General features: G+C 50.3%; 19 protein-coding genes and 1 riboswitch. Of the genes, 8 read left to right on the plus strand and 11 right to left on the minus strand.

What is annotated here, in order from left to right; translation table 11 throughout:
• Positions 1 to 55 precede the first annotated feature (55 nt).
• Together BD_RS09540 and BD_RS09545 are read left to right on the plus strand one after the other, a co-directional pair.
• Entirely contained in the window at positions 56 to 3,826 is a 3,771-nt protein-coding gene (locus tag BD_RS09540; RefSeq protein ID WP_041583544.1) for a tail fiber domain-containing protein, read from the plus strand.
• A gap of 96 nt (positions 3,827 to 3,922) precedes the next feature.
• Entirely contained in the window at positions 3,923 to 4,678 is a 756-nt protein-coding gene (locus tag BD_RS09545) for a substrate-binding periplasmic protein (RefSeq protein WP_041583545.1), read from the plus strand.
• A gap of 70 nt (positions 4,679 to 4,748) precedes the next feature.
• On the opposite strand, the gene BD_RS09550 is transcribed toward BD_RS09545, so the two are convergent.
• The 3 genes from BD_RS09550 to BD_RS09560 form a co-directional block, all read right to left on the minus strand.
• Positions 4,749 to 5,228, minus strand: coding sequence for a hypothetical protein (locus BD_RS09550; protein ID WP_011164537.1), 480 nt, complete (start codon positions 5,226 to 5,228; stop codon positions 4,749 to 4,751).
• A riboswitch (purine riboswitch) is annotated at positions 5,223 to 5,320 on the minus strand. Its footprint overlaps the gene before it by 6 nt.
• A 257-nt stretch (positions 5,321 to 5,577) precedes the next feature.
• Positions 5,578 to 6,474 carry a hypothetical protein gene (locus BD_RS09555; RefSeq protein WP_011164538.1) on the minus strand — a complete coding sequence of 299 codons (897 nt, stop codon included), beginning with the start codon at positions 6,472 to 6,474 and terminating at the stop codon, positions 5,578 to 5,580.
• 65 nt (positions 6,475 to 6,539) lie between these two features.
• Entirely contained in the window at positions 6,540 to 7,520 is a 981-nt protein-coding gene (locus tag BD_RS09560) for a DUF4097 domain-containing protein (protein WP_226988144.1), read from the minus strand.
• A 133-nt stretch (positions 7,521 to 7,653) separates the two neighbouring features.
• Here BD_RS09560 and BD_RS09565 point away from each other — a divergent pair, with 133 nt between their 5' ends.
• The 4 genes from BD_RS09565 (at position 7,654) to BD_RS09580 (ending at position 11,328) form a co-directional block, all read left to right on the plus strand.
• Positions 7,654 to 8,829 (plus strand): thiolase family protein, encoded by a 1,176-nt coding sequence (locus BD_RS09565; protein ID WP_011164540.1) that lies wholly within the window; start codon positions 7,654 to 7,656, stop codon positions 8,827 to 8,829.
• 5 nt (positions 8,830 to 8,834) lie between these two features.
• Positions 8,835 to 9,533, plus strand: a complete 699-nt coding sequence (locus tag BD_RS09570) for a CoA transferase subunit A (protein WP_011164541.1) — start codon at positions 8,835 to 8,837, stop codon at positions 9,531 to 9,533.
• 9 nt (positions 9,534 to 9,542) lie between these two features.
• A complete protein-coding gene (locus BD_RS09575) occupies positions 9,543 to 10,199 on the plus strand; it encodes a CoA transferase subunit B (RefSeq protein ID WP_011164542.1) in 657 nt (218 codons plus the stop codon).
• Positions 10,200 to 10,344: 145 nt separating this feature from the next.
• A complete protein-coding gene (locus tag BD_RS09580) occupies positions 10,345 to 11,328 on the plus strand; it encodes a cyclic nucleotide-binding domain-containing protein (RefSeq protein ID WP_011164543.1) in 984 nt (327 codons plus the stop codon).
• Positions 11,329 to 11,393: 65 nt separating this feature from the next.
• On the opposite strand, the gene pyk is transcribed toward BD_RS09580, so the two are convergent.
• The 5 genes from pyk to BD_RS09605 form a co-directional block, all read right to left on the minus strand.
• Positions 11,394 to 12,881, minus strand: a complete 1,488-nt coding sequence (gene pyk / locus BD_RS09585) for a pyruvate kinase (RefSeq protein ID WP_011164544.1) — start codon at positions 12,879 to 12,881, stop codon at positions 11,394 to 11,396.
• Between the two features lie 5 nt (positions 12,882 to 12,886).
• Positions 12,887 to 14,563, minus strand: a complete 1,677-nt coding sequence (locus BD_RS09590; protein WP_011164545.1) for a hypothetical protein — start codon at positions 14,561 to 14,563, stop codon at positions 12,887 to 12,889.
• 86 nt (positions 14,564 to 14,649) lie between these two features.
• Complete coding sequence (locus BD_RS09595; protein WP_038449321.1) at positions 14,650 to 15,387, minus strand: hypothetical protein; 738 nt, start codon at positions 15,385 to 15,387, stop codon at positions 14,650 to 14,652.
• Position 15,388: 1 nt separating this feature from the next.
• Positions 15,389 to 16,063: a tetratricopeptide repeat protein gene (locus BD_RS09600; protein ID WP_011164547.1), complete on the minus strand. Its 675-nt coding sequence runs from the start codon at positions 16,061 to 16,063 to the stop codon at positions 15,389 to 15,391.
• A 41-nt stretch (positions 16,064 to 16,104) separates the two neighbouring features.
• Positions 16,105 to 16,818, minus strand: coding sequence for a hypothetical protein (locus BD_RS09605; protein WP_144313831.1), 714 nt, complete (start codon positions 16,816 to 16,818; stop codon positions 16,105 to 16,107).
• 171 nt (positions 16,819 to 16,989) lie between these two features.
• Between BD_RS09605 and BD_RS09610 the strand changes: the two genes are divergently transcribed.
• Positions 16,990 to 17,262 carry an HU family DNA-binding protein gene (locus BD_RS09610; RefSeq protein WP_011164549.1) on the plus strand — a complete coding sequence of 91 codons (273 nt, stop codon included), beginning with the start codon at positions 16,990 to 16,992 and terminating at the stop codon, positions 17,260 to 17,262.
• Here BD_RS09610 and BD_RS09615 read toward each other — a convergent pair.
• Together BD_RS09615 and BD_RS09620 are read right to left on the minus strand one after the other, a co-directional pair.
• Positions 17,255 to 17,659, minus strand: coding sequence for a DUF4339 domain-containing protein (locus BD_RS09615; protein ID WP_011164550.1), 405 nt, complete (start codon positions 17,657 to 17,659; stop codon positions 17,255 to 17,257). The genes BD_RS09610 and BD_RS09615 overlap by 8 nt on opposite strands.
• Complete coding sequence (locus BD_RS09620; RefSeq protein WP_231839121.1) at positions 17,656 to 19,290, minus strand: ChaN family lipoprotein; 1,635 nt, start codon at positions 19,288 to 19,290, stop codon at positions 17,656 to 17,658. The genes BD_RS09615 and BD_RS09620 overlap by 4 nt, the downstream gene beginning before the upstream one ends.
• A gap of 82 nt (positions 19,291 to 19,372) precedes the next feature.
• Here BD_RS09620 and BD_RS09625 point away from each other — a divergent pair, with 82 nt between their 5' ends.
• Positions 19,373 to 20,581, plus strand: coding sequence for a fused vitamin K epoxide reductase/thioredoxin (locus BD_RS09625; protein WP_011164552.1), 1,209 nt, complete (start codon positions 19,373 to 19,375; stop codon positions 20,579 to 20,581).
• Between the two features lie 34 nt (positions 20,582 to 20,615).
• Here the strand turns inward: BD_RS09625 and BD_RS09630 are convergent, their stop codons facing one another.
• Positions 20,616 to 21,206 carry a hypothetical protein gene (locus tag BD_RS09630; RefSeq protein ID WP_011164553.1) on the minus strand — a complete coding sequence of 197 codons (591 nt, stop codon included), beginning with the start codon at positions 21,204 to 21,206 and terminating at the stop codon, positions 20,616 to 20,618.
• Positions 21,207 to 21,272: the final 66 nt, after the last annotated feature.

The raw sequence follows: 21,272 nt of genomic DNA on the forward strand, positions 1-21,272 counted from the left end.
CCAGATAAATCAAACAGATGTCCTTAAAAGGCGAGTTCTTACCGATAAGTTGAGTATGAAAACTCGCAAATACGGTACGTTGATTGTTGGTGTTTTAACAGCCTCTTTGTTGCTCGCTATTTCAGCATCAGCAACACCAAACTCTCTCACCTATCAGGGACGGATTTTGAAGGCTGACGGCACCCCACTGGAGCACAGTAACGTCAGTTTTCAATTTGAAATCACCAATCCCAATGGCCAGTGCATCATCTATCGCGAGCAAGTCGATCACATTGATCTGACCAACTCTGGCGGAGTGTTCGATGTACCCATCGGCACGGGATCACAGAGCCATCCGACCGCAGGCACCTTCAGTCTGCTTGATTCATTTAAAAACACCGGCAGCCTTTCCTGTGATGGTGGTGCCACGTACAATCCAGCGGCAAACGACCAGCGCCGCCTGCGCGTCAGATTCCATGACGGTTCTGGCTGGAAGACAATTTCCCCGGACAACGAAATCCGCTCTGTACCCTATGCCGCCTATTCCCTGTCAGCGCAAAAGCTGGGCTCTTATCAGTCCTCGGATTTTGTCTTGAAAAACACCGTCACCGCCTGTCCCGCAAACAACTTCCTGACCTTTGATGGCACCAGCTTCACTTGTGCACCAGTGACTGGCGCGGCTGGCGGTACCGTGACGGAGGTCACCTCGGCCAACAACTATCTGACTGTCGCCACTGGCGACTCCACACCGCAGCTGACCGTGAACGTTGGCACCACCGCCAACACCGTGGCCGCTGGTAACGACGCCCGCTTCAGTGATGCCCGCATTCCTACAGGAAATGCTGGTGGCGACCTGAGTGGCACTTACCCAAATCCTTCTGTAGCAAAAATTCAGGGCGTGGCTGTTTCCAACTCTGCCCCGACCTCAGGGTATTTCATGAAGTTTTCCGGCACCGAGTGGGCCAGCGCTGCAATCGCCATCGGTGATGTGACAAATCTGACAAGCACCTTAAGTGGACTCCTGACCACCGCCTCCTTCAACACCGCTGTGGGCAGCGCCAACTGTGCGGCCTACGAAACTGCTTACTGGAGCTCCGTTGCCGGAAAATTTCTATGTCAGGCCATCAATGTGTCGGTGGCCGGTGATATCAGCGGCTCCATCGGCGCTGTGAGTGTGGATAAAATCAAAGGCGTCAGTGTCGATGCCACAGCCCCAACATCGGGCCAGGTGCTCAAATACGACGGAGCCAAATGGGCGCCGGCGACAGAAGTCAACGGACCCATCGCCGCTGCTGATATCCCAGCTCTGGACTGGAGCAAAATCACAACTGGTAAACCGACGACGGTGTCAGGTTATGGAATCACCATCACCTCAAGTGATCTTCCGACCATACCGGTCAATAAGGGCGGAACGGGCCAGACCAGTTTCATCAATGGTGAGTTGTTGATTGGTAACTCGACTGGAAACACTTTGAGCAAAGCCACTTTGACAGCCGGGTCTGGAATCTCGATCACCAATGGCAACGGCAGCATTTCAATTTCCGCCACGGGATCTGCGCCCACCGGCAACGCTGGCGGAGACCTTGGCAGCACTTATCCCAATCCGACCGTGGCAAAGATTCAGGGATATGAAATTGCTTCGACGGCTCCGACGGCCAATGCCTATTTGAAATGGGACAACGGCACCAGCAAATGGACTCCGGGTTTTGTGAAACTGAGTGAACTGCAAAACCTGACTGGCGGAAGCGCCTTCAATGCCGCCGGCTGTACAGCAGCTCAGACTTTGAACTGGAGTTCGATCACTGATAAATTTGAGTGTCAGAACATCTCTATCGCCAACACACAAGTCACAGGCCTTGGCACAGCCTCCACAAGAGCGGCCGGAACCGCCGCCAACGAGGTGCTGTTGCTTGATGGCAGTGGAAAACTGCCAGCCAGTGCCCTGCCGTCCACTTTGGGACAATGGCAGGTTTCAGGGACAAAGTTGTACTACGATGACGGAGTCATCGTCGCCGGTGGTGTCGGCACCACCTACACAGGCACAGAGCATCCATTCATTGTAAAGGGAGACCCTGGCGTTTTTGCGCGATTCTTACTGGATCGTGGTGGCAACATGACAACCATGTATACGAATGGTGTCAGCTTTAACATGGGGAAATGCACAAACACAGCCTGCACCGGCACCAATGACTTTCTGGCCATGGACTTTGCGACCAACCGAACGGATCTGGGTACAGGTGGATCCAACAACGAGCTGAGTGTTACCAACGGCGGCTATGTCGGCATTGGCTCCAATTCCCCTTCCTACAGACTTGACATCCAAACTTCAGATGCGTTCCAGCAGCGCCTGTTCCATGCTTCAGACGCCGATTATAACGGAGCCGCACTGATGTTGACACGAACCCGCGGGACCATCGCATCCGGCACTGCAGTCAATTCCGGAAATACCATCGGTGGTCTGTACTTCCGCGCCCACGATGGATCCGGCACCGGAACCACCAACGCCGCCATCGAAGTCAGTGCTTCGGAAACACAAAGCACCACCAATCGCGGCAGCAAAATGATTTTTGAAACCACAACAACCGGATCTGCCACACGCACAGAAAAAATGCGCATAGATGGCTCTGGAAAAGTCGGCATCGGAACCACGTCTCCAAGTTATAATTTGCAGGTTAATGGCACTGGTGATTCAATTGTCGGCGCCTTTGGCGCAGATGCCAATCAGAGTGGTTACACCATGGGCGGCAGCACCACCAACCGCTGGGCGATCGTACAAGACACATCCGCCAACAACAGAACCTTGAATATCTGGCGCGACCATTCTGGCGTCAGCGGCAGCACCGGCAATGTGATGTCCATGCACTCCAGTGGAAATGTCTCTATCGGTGAATTCGGAGCAGACTCGCACCGCCTGAACGTCACCGGGCCTGCAACTGCTTCTGGTGTTCGCATTTCAAATGGCAGTTATGCCGGTTACCTGACGACCCCAACCAGCTCTCCGGGACTGATCCTTTCCGGGGGCACCAAATACACAGGATCAGCCTGGATCGCGGAAAGCACCACCGCCTCGGCATTGGCAATCAGTCCGAGTGGGATTGTGTTTTATGGATCCAACGGACTGACCCCCGGAAGCCCCAACACCAACACCCTGCGCATGATTGTGGGTCAGAACGGACAAGTCTCTATCGGCGCTTCGGGCACAGCCTTTCAAAGCGGTCTGCTGACCATGGGGGATTACAGCCACGATCAGGGAATATTCACCTTGCGCAGGTCCGCGGCCAGCGCCAACCTGGATGTGTATGTTCCGTACGAAGGCTCTGATGGCGGCAAGTATTTCGGTTATGGCTATCAGGCCAGCACCGGCATGTTCCGCTTCTGGGACAGCACCGCCGGTCAGCGCATGAACTTCACGAATTCTTCCGGAAACATGTGGATCGCAGGAACCTATTCCAACGGTTCGGACCGTCGTTTCAAAACTGACATCGAAGTGATTCCGGATGCTCTGAATAAAGCCCTGCAGATTCAGGGTGTGACCTATCACTGGAAGCCCGGAGTAAATCCGGACCCAAGCCAGCAAATCGGGGTGATCGCACAGGAAGTGGAAACAGTCTTCCCGCAGGCTGTCAAAACAGATGCGGATGGCTACAAGTCGGTGACTTACGGAAATCTGGTGGCACCGCTATTCAATGCCTTGAAAGAATTCTACGAAATGTGGAGCAAGGACTCACAAAACACCCACAGAGAAATCGCCTCACTGAAAGAGGAAGTTCAAACATTGAAGCAGCAAAATGAGCTGTTCAAAAAATTTGTCTGCGAAAAAGAACCACAAAATCCAATCTGCAAATAGACAACATTGGCCGCGGAATTTTTATTCTGCGGCTTTTTTAGTTAGCACACACGCAGCTAATCGCGATAATGAAAGAAGATGTTTGAAGGACTCAGGATGCTGCAATTACTTCTAATACTGACACTCACCTGTTCCGGGAGTTTCGCCCTTGCCACAACCATTGTTATCAATGGCGAGGATGACTGGGCCCCGTACTCATCGGCATCAGCCGACTATAAAGACGTCATCGGCCTTGCTCCGGAAATAGTGAAAGCCGCATTTAAAAGCCAGGGCATCACTGTCATCACCCGCCCCGTCCCCTTTGCCCGCTGTATTTATGAAGTCGAAAAAGGAAAGTCTTTGGGATGCTTTGACACCATCATCAACCAGGACACCAAAGATAAATACATCTTTCACAAAACACCGATGTTTGAAGCAGAAATGGTGGTCTATGGTCGCATCCGCGACGGCAAACAGAACGTGACTTTGAAAGACATGGAAAACAAAGTCGTCGGCACCACGAATGGCTACACTTATCCGACAGATTTTTTACAGAACAAAAAGATTCTGCATTCGCCCAGCCCTACCGAAAAATCACAACTGGAAAAACTGGCCAGTGAACGGATTGACTATGCCGTTGTGTGGGGGCTGACCGGAGAGCATCTGCTAAAAATTCATCCTGAACTGTCCAGGAAAGTCCGCCCTGTGGGTCGCCTTTCAAAAGACGGTCTTTACCTGAACTTTTCAAAGTCCCACAAAGACGGAGCCCACTATGCCGAGGTTTTTGAAAAGGGCCTGCAGACCATTCGTGCGGATGGCACCTACGACCGGATCACGAACCGTTTCCACAACATTCATCCGGTCGACCCTTAAAACGAAAAAAGCCCGTGCCTTATTCAGACACGGGCACCCCTCGACAGAGAGAAGAATTTTATTTCGGATCTTACAACTCGCGAACGCGAGCTTCGATTTCTGGAACTTCATTCAGGTGATTTTTCGCCTGGATGATGATCTCAACAGCGTCTTTCTGAAGCAAACGGCCGGCAGCCATTTTTTCACAGATCAGAGCTTCCAACTTGTCAGTGATTTCGTAAACAGATTCATGCTGTGGCCACAGATTTTTAGCATCGTTGCTGCCACCGGCACAAAGCGGGATGTAGTGATCGATCTTGAACGCCTGACGCTTCATAGAGCGCGTTCGGTAACCGATCTGGTCGTATTTTTGGAAGATGCCAGCCTTCTGGGAAGAAGACACATCACGTTCACAGTATTTAATTTTTTCTGGGTAACGGTATTCAGAAGGACGGTTGCAAAGTGCCCCCGGTGTCAGGGAAGCATCTGGTCCCTTGGGGAAGGCTTCGTAAGCCTGGGACATGGAAACAGAGAACAAAAGAACAACAAAGAGAACTGCGCTCTTCAACATATATTCGCTCCAAATAGACTGCCCTTTACGGTGGCAGGTAGAAACGTCAGACCCTATCTCCGACTTATATTTGTGTAACCGCGGTTAGTAGTAACGGCGAGATTTCCTCTTTGCAATAAAAAACTAAGGCCCCTAACGCACCCAGCCTATGTCCCCACACAAAAAAAAAGACCCACCCTCATCAGGCAGGTCTTTCTAAAAATTCTATTCAAGAACAACTTTAAGGCCGTTCAAAAGGGTTCAGCCGCAAGGCGGAGGCCCCTTTTCGCAACGGAGGCGTGCTCCAAGCACGTCGGAGAGAAGAAAAGGGGCCGACAACGCAGTCGGATGGGCCCTTTTCAACGGCCGACTAGTACTCGTCGTCTTCGACTCCGGAGCCGGATCCTTCGCCCATTCCTCTTACTTCTTCGATGAACGCGCTATTATCCTCTTCAAAGTCATTGTCGCTCGCTGATTCGTCGATTTCCAGCTCTTGGATGGCAGCCAGGAAGTCTTTTTCGGTGCGCAAATCACGGCGGATCATTTCCAGGAATTTGTCCGGATAACGAGAGGTTAGCTCTTCCACATAACGCTCAAGTTTACCATCCTGAAGGATCTTCTTACGAACTTGGATTTTCTTCCAGAACATCAGGTAGTGGTAACGGCAGTAAGCATCCACGGCAGCGATCTGATCGCAATCGCGGGCACGGCAGTAACGGCGGCCTTCGGCATCCGTCAGAACCACTTCTTCGTCAGACTTGGCTTTTTCCTCGGCAACCCACTCTTCATCAACCTCGATCTCCTCTTCGGATTCCTCGACGGCTTTGAGTTCTTCCTCGTACTCGCCAATTTCATCACCCATCAGGTCGTCATCGGCGATAAAATCGTCTTCCAGCTCGCTTTCGTCCTTTTCCTTCTTCGCTTTGCCTTTTTTAGGGGCTTTTGCCTCTTTTTTAGGCGCAGCTTTTTCAGGAGCAGGTTGCGGGGCTGCCTTTTTCTCGGCTTTTTTGGCCGCTTCGACCTTGGTTTCTTTAACCTCTTTGGTCTCTTTGGCTGCTTTAACCGGGGCTTTAGCCGGTTTTACTTCCGGCTTTTTCTTCGCCTCAGGCTTTTTAGCCGCCTTAACAGGGGCTTTATCGGCCTTTTTCTTTACAACAGCCTTCGGAGCCGGCTTTTTTGGAGCTGGCTTTGCGGCTTTTGCGGGCGCTTTTTTAGCTGGTTTTGCAGCGGCTTTCGCCGCGGGCTTCTTTTTAACGATTTTTGCCATAGTTCTACCTGGTAGTGCTTTAGATGATCATTTCATCTGTCAGACATTTGAGAAAAGCTGTCAACTCATTTCACTGAAATAGTGCCATCTTGACTGCGCACAAAAATGCTTCCTCTAGGTGCGTCGCCACGAAGACGCCCACGCACACTTTTTTCCGCACTGAGCTTCGTCACACGAAGTTCCGAAGGAACAACAATTTCGCCTTCCACCGTCATCAAATTCAAAGAAGCTCCCGAACCCGGAGGCGTCTGAATGCTGACTTTGCCGGACTTGGACTTCACATCCACTTCAGAATCCAGAGTCATGCCGATAGTGATGGCAGCATCCTGATTCTGACCTTCGATGCGCCCCTGGAAGCCCTGAATATTCAGACTGCCTTTGCCGCTTTCAAACTGAATAGTCCCGTTGCTTTGGTTGACCTTGGCGGCCGACTGCTGCGCCGACACGGTCAGGAAACCACGCACTTTTTCAATGTTCATCTGACCCGAGAACAGGGACGCTTCCACATCCCCCTGGATGTTCTTCAACGTCATACTGCCAGAGTAAGAGTCCGCCTCCACCTTGCCCAGATGATCAGACACGGAGACGTCGCCTTTTTGCACGTAGACCTGCAACGTCCCTGCGCCGTTAAGTGCCGCAACGCGGCCTTGAGTCAGGCTCACTTTAAGGTCTTTATTCCACTTCTGCGCCACGACGGATCCGCCGCGCAACTGCACTTCTGTAGGCATTGCCGGGCCGGTGATTTCGATTTTTTTCAGTTGTGTATTCGCTTTTGGCAAGATGTTCAGCCAGGTTCTTTTCCCGCTGTATTCATTCATGCGCACTTCGATGATATTATTTTTCTTTTCGACGATGAACATGCCTTCGGCGCCGGACTGCTCCACTCCGGAAACCCGCAACGCGGCACCCGGCTGCGCCACCATCTGAACCTGAGCCTCAAGTCCTTTGAGGACCAGACGATCCCCCTCAGAGACTGGCACGTCGAAAGTCGCCGCCATCACTGGCTGAAATACGAGGTGGGCAAGAATGAAACTAATCGCTGACATGCGTTGACTCCCCTGCCCCATCCCGGGGGCTATTGACTCTGTTCCTAAAATATAAAAAAGTATCCGGGCATTTACAATAAGGTATTTATAAAGCTTCGGGCGGAATGCGCCCCAAGACTAATTGAGGTGAAAAATGGAAAATGTCGTAATTGTGAGCAGCGTAAGAACCCCTGTAGCTTCTTTCCAAGGAGGCTTTGCCTCTGTTCCTGCACCAAAACTGGGTGCAGCAGCCATCAAAGAAGCCATCACTCGCGCAGGTGTTTCTGCTGACGAAATCGATGAGTGCATCATGGGCGAAGTCCTGACTGCAGGTGTCGGCCAGGCTCCAGCGCGTCAAGCGGCGTTGGGTGCAGGTTTGAAAAACTCCACTCCGTGCATGACCATCAACAAAGTGTGCGGCTCCGGCCTTAAATCCGTGATGCTGGCAGCAGACTCTATCGCTTTGGGACACACTAAAATTGCAGTGGCAGGCGGTCAGGAAAACATGACTTTGGCTCCACACTTGCTTGAAAACTCCCGCTCCGGTTACCGCATGGGTCCAACGCAAATGACCGACTCCATGATCAAAGACGGCCTTTGGGATCCATACAACAACTTCCACATGGGTAATGCAGCGGAAATCTGCGTGAAAGAGCACAACTTCACTCGTGAAGAACAAGACGCTTTCGCGATTGATTCCTACAAAAAAGCTCAGGACGCGTGGGCGAAAAACGTTTTCAAAAACGAAATCGCCCCGGTTGTGGTTGAAGGCCGCAAAGGTGCTGTGACCGTGGATAAAGACGAAGAGCCGTTCAACACGAACTTCGACAAAATCCCGGGTCTGAAACCTGCATTCGACAAAGCCGGCACCATCACGGCGGCCAATGCTTCCAAAATCAACGACGGTGCTGCAGCGCACGTTTTGATGTCTGAGTCTGAAGCGAAAAAACGCGGCATCAAACCTCTGGCGAAAATCGTGGCACACGCTACATTCGCTCACGAGCCAAAATACTTCACAACTGCTCCAGTGGGCGCGATCAAAGCCGCTCTGAACAAAGCCAACCTGAAAGTGGGCGATGTGGATCTTTGGGAAATCAACGAAGCCTTCGCCGTTGTGACTCAAGTGGCGATGAAAGAGCTTGAAATCCCGGCTTCCAAAGTAAACATCCACGGTGGTGCTGTGGCTATCGGTCACCCGATCGGCGCTTCTGGCGCGCGTATCCTGGCGACCTTGGTTCACGCTTTGCACACTCACAACAAACGCTACGGCCTTGCCACTTTGTGCATCGGTGGCGGCGAAGCGGTGGCACTGATCATCGAGAAAGCGTAATCATCATGAGCAAAAAGGTGTTTAAAGACGCCAAGAGCGCGCTCTTTGACGTCAAGGACAACATGACTCTGGTGCTGGGAGGCTTCGGCCTTTGCGGCATCCCGGAAAACTGCATCACTGTTTTGAATGAAATGGGTGTGAAAAATCTGACCTGCGTTTCTAATAACGCGGGCGTGGATGATTTCGGCCTGGGTTTGCTTTTGCAAAAGCGCCAGATCAAAAAAATGATTTCTTCCTATGTCGGCGAAAACGCTTTGTTTGAAAAGCTTTACATGAGCGGCGAACTGGAATTGGAATTCTGCCCACAAGGCACTTTGGCTGAACGCATTCGTGCGGGAGGCGCAGGGATCGCTGGTTTCTACACTCCGACAGGAGTGGGCACACTGGTGGCTGAAGGCAAAGAGATCAAACAATTCGACGGACGCGACTATGTTCTGGAAAAAGGCATCAAAGGTGATTTCGCCTTTGTGAAAGCGTGGAAGGGTGACAAGTTCGGCAATCTGATCTTCAGAAAAACCGCACGCAACTTCAATCCGATGGCGGCAACAGCCGGGAAAATCACCGTGGCTGAAGTTGAAGAACTGGTCGAGATCGGCGAACTGGATCCGGATCAGATTCATACTCCAGGTGTGTACGTTCAGCGTATCTTCCAGGGCACTGACTATCAAAAACGCATCGAACAAAAAACAGTTTCCAAGGGATAGGAGAGCAAAATGCCATTAACAAGAGAGCAAATTGCTCAACGTATCGCTCAGGAAGTTGAAGACGGCTATTGCGTGAATCTGGGTATCGGTATTCCCACTTTGGTGGCGAACTACATCCCTCGGGATAAATTCGTTATGTTACAGAGTGAAAACGGTCTTTTGGGTATGGGTCCATTCCCAAAAGAGGCTGATATCGATGCGGACCTGATCAACGCCGGCAAACAAACTGTGACGGCACTTCCGGGCGCCAGCTTCTTTTCCAGCGCTGACAGCTTTGCGATGATTCGCGGCGGTCACGTGGACCTGACAGTATTGGGTGCGATGGAGGTTGATGAAACCGGCAGTATCGCAAACTGGATGGTGCCAGGCAAAATGGTTAAGGGCATGGGCGGCGCAATGGATCTGGTTGCGGGCGCACGAAATGTGATCGTGGCCATGCAACACACGGACAAGGAAGGCAATTCCAAACTTCGCACCAAGTGCACGCTGCCTTTGACGGGTGTTAAGTGCATCAAGAAAATCGTCAGCGATTTCGGCGTGATCGAAATCACACCTGAAGGTTTCGTTTTGAAAGAATATGCTCCGGATCTTACGCCGGAAAAGGTTCTAGCAGCCACTGAGGGCAAAATGAAAATCGCCCCAGACTGCAAAGCGATGACATTCTAACTTCACTTCAAGACGGCTTCCCACAAGAAGCCGTCTTAGTTTTAGACACTTCCCGTTCGCACACCCACCAAGGTCTAGCACCTCATTGCTCTGTCTGAAAATCCCATAGATAATAAATCTTCACGTACTTGCGAGTGGGGTTTTCGTGGCAGAAGCAAAAAAAGTGGCAAAAGACACCTATCTATTCAGAGATGGGGACGCTCCGGATGCCATGTATATCGTTAAGACCGGTGGTTTTGCCATCACCAAAAGCAAAGGCAACACAGAAGTTGTCATCGCAGAAATCCAGCCTGGCGCGATGGTCGGCGAAATGGCTTTGTTCGACAAAAAACCCCGCAGCGCCAATGTGAAAGCCACCAAAGATTCTGAAGTGATCGCACTTCCCTATGACTCTTTGAACAAACAGATGGACCAGCTGCCGGTGTGGGTTCGCGCCATCATGAAAACGCTGAATGAAAAACTGCGTGATGCAAACCAGAAAATCCGCCTGCTTGAAAACACCAATCCCGATGAAGAGCGCTTCCCGCCTCACATCGTGAACAAGTACATTTCCATTCTGAATCTGGTTGGAAACAAGTATGGAAAACCGGAAGAAGGCGGGGGCTTGAGCTTCTCGTCTGTTCTGATTCGCAATTACACAATTCAGATCTTTCAGGAAGCCACCAATAAAATGCAAAGCATCACCAACGCATTAACAGATCTGGGCTATCTGACTCAGGAAGACCGTGGCGACGGCACACAGAAAATCACCAACCTGAAACCACAGGAGCTGTTTGGCTTTGTCGACTGGTACAACGAATGGCTGTTCAAACAGGACAAAGACCGCCTGCCGGCTTTAACTGAAGCTGAGGTCAACATTCTAAACGGCATCCTGCTATTTGCCCGCCGTGCCCAGCCGAACCACAAGGGCTTGTACAAAGTCGATCTGACCGATGTGCAGAACGAATCCATGAAAGAGCTGGGTCAACTGATCCGCGCGGACGATGTGAATTCTTTGATTGAGAAAAAATATCTGACGGAAAAAATCATGGATGAAAAAGGCGTCTACATCATGGTGGAACTGCCTTACGTTGAACCTTTGGCGCGCAATTGGACCATCGTGAACAATCTAAAAAAGAAACTTCGCTAGAACGCGGAAAATAAAAAAAGCCAGGGAGTCCCTGGCTTTTTTTTACTTCATTTTCTCAAAGAAACTTATTCAACAACCGGCTCTTCCTGACAACGCAGAGGCAACTTGTCATTAGGAAGCTTCGCCACGTTTTCCCCGCCCACTGTGTGCACATAGATCGAATTGGTTTTTGCACCACAAGCAATCGGCTGACCCAATGTCAGAATCACACGGTCCCCGGTTTTACCCAAGCCATGGGACACCAACAACAGATCCACTTCACGCAGGATATCTTCCATCGTCTTATATGGCTTGATCGCGTGGGTCTGAATACCCCAGCCCAATTCCATGCCATTCAAAACATCCAGATGCTGAGTCACGGAAATAATGCGCGCCTTCGGACGGAAGGCCGAAATGATATTTGCCGTTTTACCGGAAGTCGTCAGACAGATGATCGCGGTTGCATTCAGCTTCAGCGCACTCAGTGAAGCACTGGCGGCGATAGACGCCGGCGTGCTCAGAAACTCGTTTTCAAGAGAGATTTTATAATACTCTTCTTCGTTGCGTTCCACCTCAGTGATGATCTCGTGCATAGTGCGGATACACTTGAACGGATATTTGCCGCTGGCAGATTCCGCCGACAGCATCAAAGCATCAGTTCCATCCAAAACGGCATTGGCCACATCCGTGATCTCAGCTCGGGTCGGACGAGGGTTTTCAACCATGCTGTCCAGCATCTGAGTCGCCGTGATCACCGGCTTACCCAGTTGATTGCATACAGAAATAATACGCTTCTGATAGCCCGGCAGACGGCTTTGACCGACTTCCACTGCCAAATCCCCGCGCGCCACCATGACAGCGTCACTCAGGCGGCAGATTTCTTCCAGATTTTCGATCGCTTCCACCATCTCGATTTTGGCTACGATCTTCGCATTGGAGTTCCCGGCCTCGATCAATTCACGCAGCTTGCGGATATCACGGGCATGACGAACAAAACTCAAAGCAATATAATCAACTTTATTGGCAATACCGAACTGCAAATCCTCCAGATCTTTTGGAGTCATGCAGTCCACAGGCAGATTTACACCCGGAAGATTCATGCCTTTGCGGTCTTTCAGAATACCGCCATAGACAACTTCCACGTCGATTTCCTCACCGCGAACCTGCAAAACCTTCACTTCCATCAGGCCGTCATCCAGAAGGATGCGCGTGCCCGGCACGCAGGCCAAAGGCAGCTCTTGGAAGTCGGACGGAACCAATCCTGGTTTCCCCAGAACTTTTGCCGTCGTTACCACCAGTTTTTCGCCAGGTTTAATTTCGATGGAGCCATTTTCAAACTTACCAACGCGGATCTTCGGCCCCTGAAGATCTTGAAGAATCGCCACCGGAGCCTGAAGCTCTTTAGAGAGCTTGCGCAGGGAATGAACCACCTTCAGGTGGTCTTCATGACTTCCGTGCGAAAAGTTAAGGCGAGCCACGTTCATGCCCGCCTTTATTGCTTTTTCCAGATTTTTCTCATCACGTGTCGCTGGCCCAATAGTGGCCACAATCTTCGCTCGACGATCTGCTAACATTTGAACTACGCCTTCCTGCTATATGAACTCATCTTCACAGACAAGTTTTGCATATCTTCCTGATGGCGTCTATTCATTCTATCAAGTTGATCTTGATGCGAATTGTTCAATTGAGCTATCTTAGCCTCGTACTTCATTTGCATGGATTCTTTTTCCATTTTACCGGACTTATCCCGCTCATCCACACGAGTTGCGTACATTTTCTCGATGCGCTTCAATTCACGATCCTGACTGTCTTTCAGGGCAGCCAAGCGATCTTCATAAGTCTTAACAGTCTGCTCCAACTTGGAGTTGAAGCTGGCTTCCATAGTTCTGAAGCGCTCCGTCATGTTTTTATTCAAGGCCAGATGATCCGCGCTGTTTTTCTCGCGCACCACGTCCATACGTTCCATGTAGTTCGACTTCATGACATCCAGAGAATCATTGTAATAGCGCCCCAGCTGATCCTGATTTTTGTTGGTCAGATCGATCACTTTCTTAACCCGTGCTTCGGCGTTATTCGCCACCTGGGTGACCTGATCCTTATGGGCTGTCAGCAGGTTTTCTCTTTCCTCGCGATGACGAGTGTTCATGATGCTGACCTGGGATTTATTTTCGCGGTCCGTGTTACGCAATAGCTTCTGATTTTCAGTCAGAACTTTGCCAATGCGCTCGTCATTGATCTCTTTCATCCGGTCCACCGCGTTTTCACGCTGTTCCTCGGAAAGACCCAAACGCTTTTCATAGGCCTGCGTCAGATTGCGGCGCTCAATACCACGCAGACGTTGATTTTTGGAAATTTCATTATTGAACTGACTGTTCAAACGCTGAATCTGACTGTCGCGGGAGCGAATCTGGCTGTTAATTCGCCCATTCACAGAATCGCGGAAGTTCTGATTCTGTTCATCCATCAGATTGGATTTTTGAGCCAGGGTGTTTTCGTATTTGTCGCGAACGGCCACACGCTCCTGATCCATGATTTCCTGCTTCATTTGCAGGTTGTCGCCGAACTCTTCCTTGCTGTTGGTCACATAATCAGAGTACTTCTGGGACCAGCGGGAATTATCCGCCTCACGCTGACGCTCGGTTTGTTTCAGACGAGCCTCATAGGACTTGCGCATCTCACGCTCATTGCGATCTTTTGAACGCAATGTCTCGTCGTGACTGCTTAAAATGGCATCTCTTTCGCGCTCGTGGGCTTCATTCAGCTTGCGAGCGTTTTCATGAATGGCTTTTTGCGATTTGGTGCGATTTTCCTCGATGGCCGTGACAAAACGCTCATCACGATTGCCAATTTCAGAATTCAACTGACCCACCAGATTTTGTTTCTGGGACTCATTGATTTCTTTTTGCTTTTTTATGGTGCTTTCGTAAGCTGCTTTTTGCTCTTCCCGGGCATTGTAAGCCTCTTCGGTTTTATTGCGCAAAGACTCACGATAAGTCTGACGGACTTCATCGATCTTCTTGGAGTTTTCATAGTCACGCTCACTCAAAGACTCGCGGCTGCGGTCTTTCAATTCAGCGATACGACCTTCATATTCATCAGTGATATTCTTGATTTCTTCGTGATGACGCTGCTCAAGCCGCTTCAGCTCTGCATTACGGCGTTTGGCATTTTCGCTTTCGCGATTCTCATACTCTTCCCGAGTCTTACGAATTTTTTCGTCCTGACGCGCACGATCCGATGATGAAATAGAAGACATCCTATCCTCCCAGACCTCAGATTAACATGAGGCATGGGAAGAAACTTCAAATGACATGGAATGCAAATTAAAATCAGGACCAGAGTCTAGCGCTCAAAGACACGCTGACGATAAAGCTCTTTCATTCGCTGCAGTTCCGCGGCTTTGCGCTGGCGGCGGGCTTCTTCGGCCTTTTCCTGAGCCTCAACAGAGGCGATCTTTCTGTCCGTCAAAGTCTGATAGAGTTGACTGGTTTTCTGGGCCAGATCACCCCAGTTGTCACGGTACAGGCGCACCTCTTTTACAAACTCCTCTTTAGTGCCGCGATACAAAGAGTTCCACATCGGCAGATGCTCTTTCATATCAATTGGCTGAATCATTCCGTACTCGGTCTTGCCCTGGGAATTCAGCCCGGAAACCCAGACCTCGAAACCCTCGGGAATCTCCAGCGTTTTACCATCACGAAGAGTCACCTTCAGGGAGGCATTCATATTGCGAATCAAAATGCGGGAGTCCTGAAAAATCACCCAGTACTCACCCATGGACGCCTTCGTGCTGGCATAAAGACTTTCCACCTGCAGGTTCTTCCCTGCTTCCACCCAGACAGCCCCTTTCACCAGGCGCCACTGATCCGGCGTCAGACGAACCAATGCCGAGCCCGCGGTGGCATGCAGTTGTTTGTTGTCCTTTTCAAAATGAAAAGCCGATCCGGTCACCTGAATCGCGCAGCTTTCCTGGGATTTCAGACAGGCCGAAGGCTGCTCAATCAGATCCCCGGCGGCCCGCACCCGGACCTCCATCTGGAATGCCATCAAGAACAACATCAAGCGCACGATTTTCTTCATACTACTCAACACTTTGCGCCAGTTTGCGCGCCTGTTTTTTAAGGTTTTCATTCTTGAAGTTTTTAGCAACGGTTTTATAGATTTCCGCCGCCTCTTCTGTCTGACTGTTGATTTCACTGATTTGCCCCATGCGAAGCAAAATGAAACCCGTCAGATCATGCTGTGGATACTGGGTCACCATTTCGTCAATCTGCCCCAGGCTGCTGCGATAGTCTTTTTTCAGGAAGTAACTTTCGGCAATAAAGAAACGCGCCTCAACACTGTGTTGGGACAACGGGTACTTTTCCAGAAGCTGGCCAAATTCACGGATAGCACGATCATACTGCTGACCGTTAAAGTAACGCTTTCCCTTTTCATAAATCGCACCGGAAAGGTCTAAAGTCTCTTCACTGGCCGGAGCCCGAACCACAGCCGAAAGATTGTGAAGTTCATACTTGGCTTGAAGTTTTTTGTCATTCGGAAGAACCTGCGCCACCGTTTGCTGGAAGTCCTTCAACTGATAACTTAAAAGAGAGTTGTTGAATTTCTCTTTTTCCACCTGTTTTTGCAGGGATGCCAGACGCATTTCATACTCTTCATGACCATTGAAATGCGCCACGAATGTGGCATACACTCCCATGAACCCGACAGCCAGGCACAGGCAGAAGACGACGAATAAAGAGTTCTGATTTTTCATGTCTCACTTATCGGCAAAAACCGATAAATATTGAGACTGTCTTATTTCGAGACGGACTTCTGGTCGTAGGTATAGACGATCTCAGCGTCCAGATCCTTCCACTTGCCATCCTTCTGAATTTTCGGCGCCACACGCCCCTTCATGACCTGCAGCTTTTTGTCCGCCTGGGAATACCAAAGATGGATTGGATCGACGATGGCAGCGATGATGAAACTTGTGGGCTTCATACGAAGCTCCATCCACTTTCCTGTGGCCGTGTCTTTTTCGCCGACCTTTTGCAAAGTGAAACCGACCGTCTCCAGGCGATCCCAAACTGCGAAGCGAACATCCAAAGGTTTGCCAGCAGCCAGAGCATCCCAGCTTTTTTCAACAAAGGCGTTGAAATTAGGAGTGCTCAACACAAAGCCGCTCAACTTTTCATCCGCACTTTTCTTTTTTCCACCCGGGCCCTCGTATTCAAAATAAATACGGCCGTCGCGAACCTGGAAGCGGCCCTTTTCACCCGTTTGCTTGCGGTCAATTTCATAAGAAAGCACATCGGCTTCTTTGATCAGACCCTTTTCACTCACAACAACCTTGCCCTCGGTATCACGGAACTCCGTTAGCGTCTGCAACCCATCGGTCTGGGGGGCAAGATCCACATTCAGAGTAAAAAGAGTTTTTTGGCGATTTGATTTCAAATCATACAGAGTTGCGGAAGAATACGTTTGCGCAAATCCAAAAACCGGAAACAAAAGTGCAAGAACGAATACCATAAAACCCCCGATCGAAAGTCCATAGTACCCAATAGATAAGAAAATAAAAAGCATGACACTTAACAGCCATTATTTTCTGCAATACATCCTGGACCGAAAAATTTCATTTAACTTGACCATCCCGACCATGAAAATTAGGGTAAGTTCCTTCGGGATGAGGATTGAAAAGCTATGAATAAAGCCCAATTGGTGGAACTGGTCGCAGAAAAAACAAAGACAACCAAAAGTCAATCCGAACTGATTCTCGACGCCACTCTGGAAGCCATTCAGGAAGCTCTCAAAGACGGTGATGAGGTCAAACTGGTTGGCTTTGGCACTTTCTCCAGAAGCTCCCGCAAAGCCCGCCAGGGACGCAATCCCAAAACAGGCGAAACGGTCAAAATTCCCAGCGCCTACATCCCCAAGTTCAAACCGGGCAAAGACTTAAAAGACGCCCTTAACTAAACTCTGGGCGATCCAAAATTCGCGACCAACCACTCATTCCGGATTTCCAGATATAATTCTGAGCGCTGACTCGCTGACTGCGCAAAGATTCTTGTATCTCGCGCACAGAATAAGGCCCTTCTTGCACCATGGCCTTGCCGTCATCTGAAGCTACCAAAAGCACCCACTCTTTATCATCTGCCGCGATATCCATCCCCTGCACATACCCTTGCGTGGCCGGAAACAGACTGCGATCAAATCCCCACTCCCAAGCGGACTTCCAACTGCCGTCCGCATCACAAGAAATCAGGTCATGAGGTCCGATATCACCCTTTAGTATGAGCTGACGGATTTCCTCAACACCAACGGGCCCCTGGGGCTTCAAATTTTTATTGTAGTACCAACGGTCATTTTTCATAGCTTTTCCTTTTTACTCAGGAACGGTGCCGGCAAGGACTCGATCACTTCCAACGCTTCATAGTAAACCACATCAAAATGCGGATTGCCCAACGGCTTTTTCAGGAAGGTCGCCAAAGTGGCCGCCTTAATCAGTTTTTTCTGATATCCGCCAAACAAACGCTCTCCCATCATCCCACCCAACAAAGACGCTGCCAGAACATAGCTCCACTTTTTACGCGGACGCGCCTGCAGACGATGTCCAGGGACACCTGTGATCACCATCAATTCATGCATTTTCTGAGCGAGCGCCAGCTGCAAGGCCTCTTTCCCCAAATCCGAAGGCCCGCGCGTGGCCAGACTGGCCTTGATATCCGCAATGGTGTCGGTCTTGCGCTTGTGGTTGATGATTTTGGAACCAAAATAGGCCACCGCCTGCTTCCAAATCAGACGCAGAAAATCTGCCGGAACATCCATGGGGATCTGCTTCTCGCCACTGACCTGGGCATGCACGAAGTGCATCGCCAACGAGGCCGCGTGATTCACGGTTCCCCGCGCCAGATAGGCTGCGCCGATCTCTGGTAAATAGAAAGAATTCTCATCTGCAATCATCAGCTCAATCCAGCGCAATTTTTTGGGGTCATAGTGCTCGCGCACCTGACTCCAGAAAGAGCTGTCCCGGGCCGTGTACACCGACAGATTGGAGGTTGAAACAGTCAATCCCAGCTCCTCGGAGATGATCTTCACATAGCGGCCGACGTGATCCGTATAATCCAGCAGATCCTCGTCGTCGTCGTCGTCGTCATCATCGTGCAAACCCAAATCGTAAGTCTGCTCCAGATACATCAGATAGTTTTGCCACTTCACCCACGGCGGAACACTCATCAGGCAGAAAATGTTCTGAGACAGGCGCACCAGATCCGTGCTGGCTTCCAGTTCCCGATTCAGCAACTGGAAATAGATCTTTTCAGAGTTCTGGAAGATGCGCAGGATGCGTTTTGCAAATGGAGCCCCCAGAATGCGGACGATCTCAGCGGGAATATGCTCTGCTGCCAAATGCAAATCCCCGTAGATAACGAAAACCAAATGATCAGGATGGGCCTTCACCAATTCAGCAATCTTTTTGCCAGCAAAGACATCCCGCGACTTTAAAGTCGTCGCATTGCGCTTTTTATAGCTGCGATTGATGCCGCGGACAGCGACTTTGTTTTTTTGCGCCCAGCGCAACAAAGGACGATAGTACTCCCATGGAAAACCCCACTTGGTCTGCCATTGCACTGACTTAAGAAAATCACGCTCTGACATCTTACCGGACATATAGCGGTCGATTTTCTCCTGATCTGCAGCCTCAAGAAACTCGACTGCCAGGATGGTTTTGCGGTCCTTTGGAATATGACGAAGGATGCGGGCCTGGGCTTTTTGCGACTGGTGAAGGGCGTGAAAATCCCCGACCATAACGACCTGAGAATGGCTCATCTGTTCCCAGAGAGCTTCTTTGGTGGAGGCCGTCCATTTCTTGGCGAACTCCTTTTCATAGACCTTTTGATAGCGCATCAGCTCAGGAGTGTCCCGCCCCAACCGATGCCGCACCTGCTTTTCCATCTGCAAGTACAGGTCTTTCCGAATACGTATCCATTTTTGTAGGTCGTTCAAGCTGTCTTCCTTGAGAGCATTCCAAAGTATTTTTACATAATTTCGATTGATTTCAAACACGATTCTAAGATTCAATGAGGTCATGAAAAACACAGTCAGCAAATCCAAGTTCCTGCTTATCGCGATGATTGCCACCCTGATCGGCGTGGGTGTTCACATCTATTTGACCCTGCACTACTATGACATCAAATTTGGCCTGTCCGCGGGCGACTCCATGTGCAATATCAACGAAGTGCTGAACTGTGATGCTGTGACTGCCAGCAAATTCTCTGCATTGCTGGGAGTACCAATCGCACTTTGGGGTGTTATGACCAATCTGGTGCTGGTGTACTTCCTGGGTGTCACCCGCTTCAACTTGGTGCAGGATCCGGATCGCACGTCCCGCTACGCTTTGTTGCTGTCCGGCGTGACAGTTCTGGCCTCCGTGGTGATGGGATTGATCTCGGTCACGGCGATGAGCAATCTTTGCATCTTCTGCATCAGCGCTTACGTGCTTTCCCTGGTTGGCTTCATCTTCACATGGATGGGCGCCGAAGACGTGACTGCTGAAAACATCAGCAATGACATCAAAGACATCTTCACCTCCGAAAGATGGGTTGCCGGATTCCTGCTGGCGATTCCCGCCTTCGCTTTCCTTGCAAATATTATGTATCTGGAAAGCCATGGCCTTTCTGACATGGAAAAAATGGCCAAAGAAAAAGTGGCTTATTGGCAAGTGGCTCCTCAGCAGAACTTTGACCTGACAAAGGGTCTGAGCATGCAAAAAGGAACTGACGAACCCGTGATGACCATCGTGGAGTTTGCTGACTTCCGCTGTGGCCACTGCAAACACGCAGCCGCTCCTTTGCACAGCTTCACCAAAAACCACCCGGATGTGCGTTTGATTTACAAACCATTCCCTCTGGATGGCACGTGCAATGAGGCGATGAAAGGTGGCGGCGGAGACGGCATCTCTTGCGGTCTGGCATTTGCGACATTGTGCTCTGAAAAAATCGCCCAAAAAGGCTGGGTGGCGCACGATTATATCTTCGACAACCAGGAAGAAATCACGCGCATGATGAACCTGGATAAGAATCTTGAATCCATCGCAAAAGCAACCGGCATCCAACTGGAAGAACTGAAAACCTGTGTGAAGGGAACTGAGATTCCTGAAATCGTGCGCAACACCGCCAAAGAAGGCGAAGTGGCACAGATCCGCGGGACTCCGGCGATCTTTGTAAATGGCAAGCTGCTGGACGGCGGCCAACTGATCCCGGTCCTTGAAGCTGCTTATAAAACATTGAAAAAGTAAGATGAAAAACGGCCTCCAAGAGGCCGTTTTCTTTTTAGAATCCGATCATCTCTGCCAGCACATTGGCGAGTTTTCCAAAGCCGTCATCAAACACCAGCACACTGGTTTTTGCCAGGCCATTGACGATATCCAGCCAGAACGCCAGAATGATCACAGCCAGCGAGGCGAACCACGCAGCCTTCACCACATAGATGGTGGAACGAACATCCTGAATGCGCAAATCGCCCTGAACTTTCTCAACAATCTTCAGAACATACTGAAGTTCACGGAAGTGTTCTTTGAATTTCTCGCGAAGCTCCTGCTGTTTCGCACGCGTCAGGGAGTTGATCCCCGGAAAGCTTCTTTTGGCTTTAATTGCATAGATCAAATCGATGGAATGATTGATGTATCGAGTGACTTTATCCTGAAAGTTCGGATACTCGGAAGGCTTTTCCAGGAAGTCTTTCAGCTCTTCGATGGCGCGATCGTATCGCTCATCCAAAACCCAAGTCAGGATGTTGTAACGCAAAGACTCAGGCCGGCCCAAGTCCGACTTGTCGACATTCATATCGAAGAAGGCACCATCTTCCCTCTTCTTGCTTGGATCCGCGCCATTGGCAGCGTCTTTTAATGCAGGTACTGACATGAGTATCTTTTCGGCTGTTTGGTGGCGATATTAAGGTCTTTTGTTACTACCTAGGTCCAGTCTTAG

Origin of the sequence: Bdellovibrio bacteriovorus HD100 (genome assembly GCF_000196175.1) — a bacterium.
In the GTDB taxonomy this organism is placed as follows: Bacteria; Bdellovibrionota; Bdellovibrionia; order Bdellovibrionales; family Bdellovibrionaceae; genus Bdellovibrio; species Bdellovibrio bacteriovorus.

Coding starts and splice junctions, on each gene's coding strand:
- BD_RS09545 (WP_041583545.1), top strand. CDS start 3,923: ATGCTGCAATTACTTCTAATACTGACACTCACCTGTTCCGGGAGTTTC.
- BD_RS09630 (WP_011164553.1), bottom strand. CDS start 21,206: ATGTCAGTACCTGCATTAAAAGACGCTGCCAATGGCGCGGATCCAAGC.
- BD_RS09625 (WP_011164552.1), top strand. CDS start 19,373: ATGAAAAACACAGTCAGCAAATCCAAGTTCCTGCTTATCGCGATGATT.
- BD_RS09575 (WP_011164542.1), top strand. CDS start 9,543: ATGCCATTAACAAGAGAGCAAATTGCTCAACGTATCGCTCAGGAAGTT.
- BD_RS09570 (WP_011164541.1), top strand. CDS start 8,835: ATGAGCAAAAAGGTGTTTAAAGACGCCAAGAGCGCGCTCTTTGACGTC.
- BD_RS09550 (WP_011164537.1), bottom strand. CDS start 5,228: ATGTTGAAGAGCGCAGTTCTCTTTGTTGTTCTTTTGTTCTCTGTTTCC.
- BD_RS09560 (WP_226988144.1), bottom strand. CDS start 7,520: ATGTCAGCGATTAGTTTCATTCTTGCCCACCTCGTATTTCAGCCAGTG.
- BD_RS09590 (WP_011164545.1), bottom strand. CDS start 14,563: ATGTCTTCTATTTCATCATCGGATCGTGCGCGTCAGGACGAAAAAATT.
- BD_RS09615 (WP_011164550.1), bottom strand. CDS start 17,659: ATGAAAAATGACCGTTGGTACTACAATAAAAATTTGAAGCCCCAGGGG.
- BD_RS09540 (WP_041583544.1), top strand. CDS start 56: ATGAAAACTCGCAAATACGGTACGTTGATTGTTGGTGTTTTAACAGCC.
- BD_RS09555 (WP_011164538.1), bottom strand. CDS start 6,474: ATGGCAAAAATCGTTAAAAAGAAGCCCGCGGCGAAAGCCGCTGCAAAA.
- BD_RS09565 (WP_011164540.1), top strand. CDS start 7,654: ATGGAAAATGTCGTAATTGTGAGCAGCGTAAGAACCCCTGTAGCTTCT.
- BD_RS09600 (WP_011164547.1), bottom strand. CDS start 16,063: ATGAAAAATCAGAACTCTTTATTCGTCGTCTTCTGCCTGTGCCTGGCT.
- BD_RS09605 (WP_144313831.1), bottom strand. CDS start 16,818: ATGGTATTCGTTCTTGCACTTTTGTTTCCGGTTTTTGGATTTGCGCAA.
- BD_RS09610 (WP_011164549.1), top strand. CDS start 16,990: ATGAATAAAGCCCAATTGGTGGAACTGGTCGCAGAAAAAACAAAGACA.
- pyk (WP_011164544.1), bottom strand. CDS start 12,881: ATGTTAGCAGATCGTCGAGCGAAGATTGTGGCCACTATTGGGCCAGCG.
- BD_RS09595 (WP_038449321.1), bottom strand. CDS start 15,387: ATGAAGAAAATCGTGCGCTTGATGTTGTTCTTGATGGCATTCCAGATG.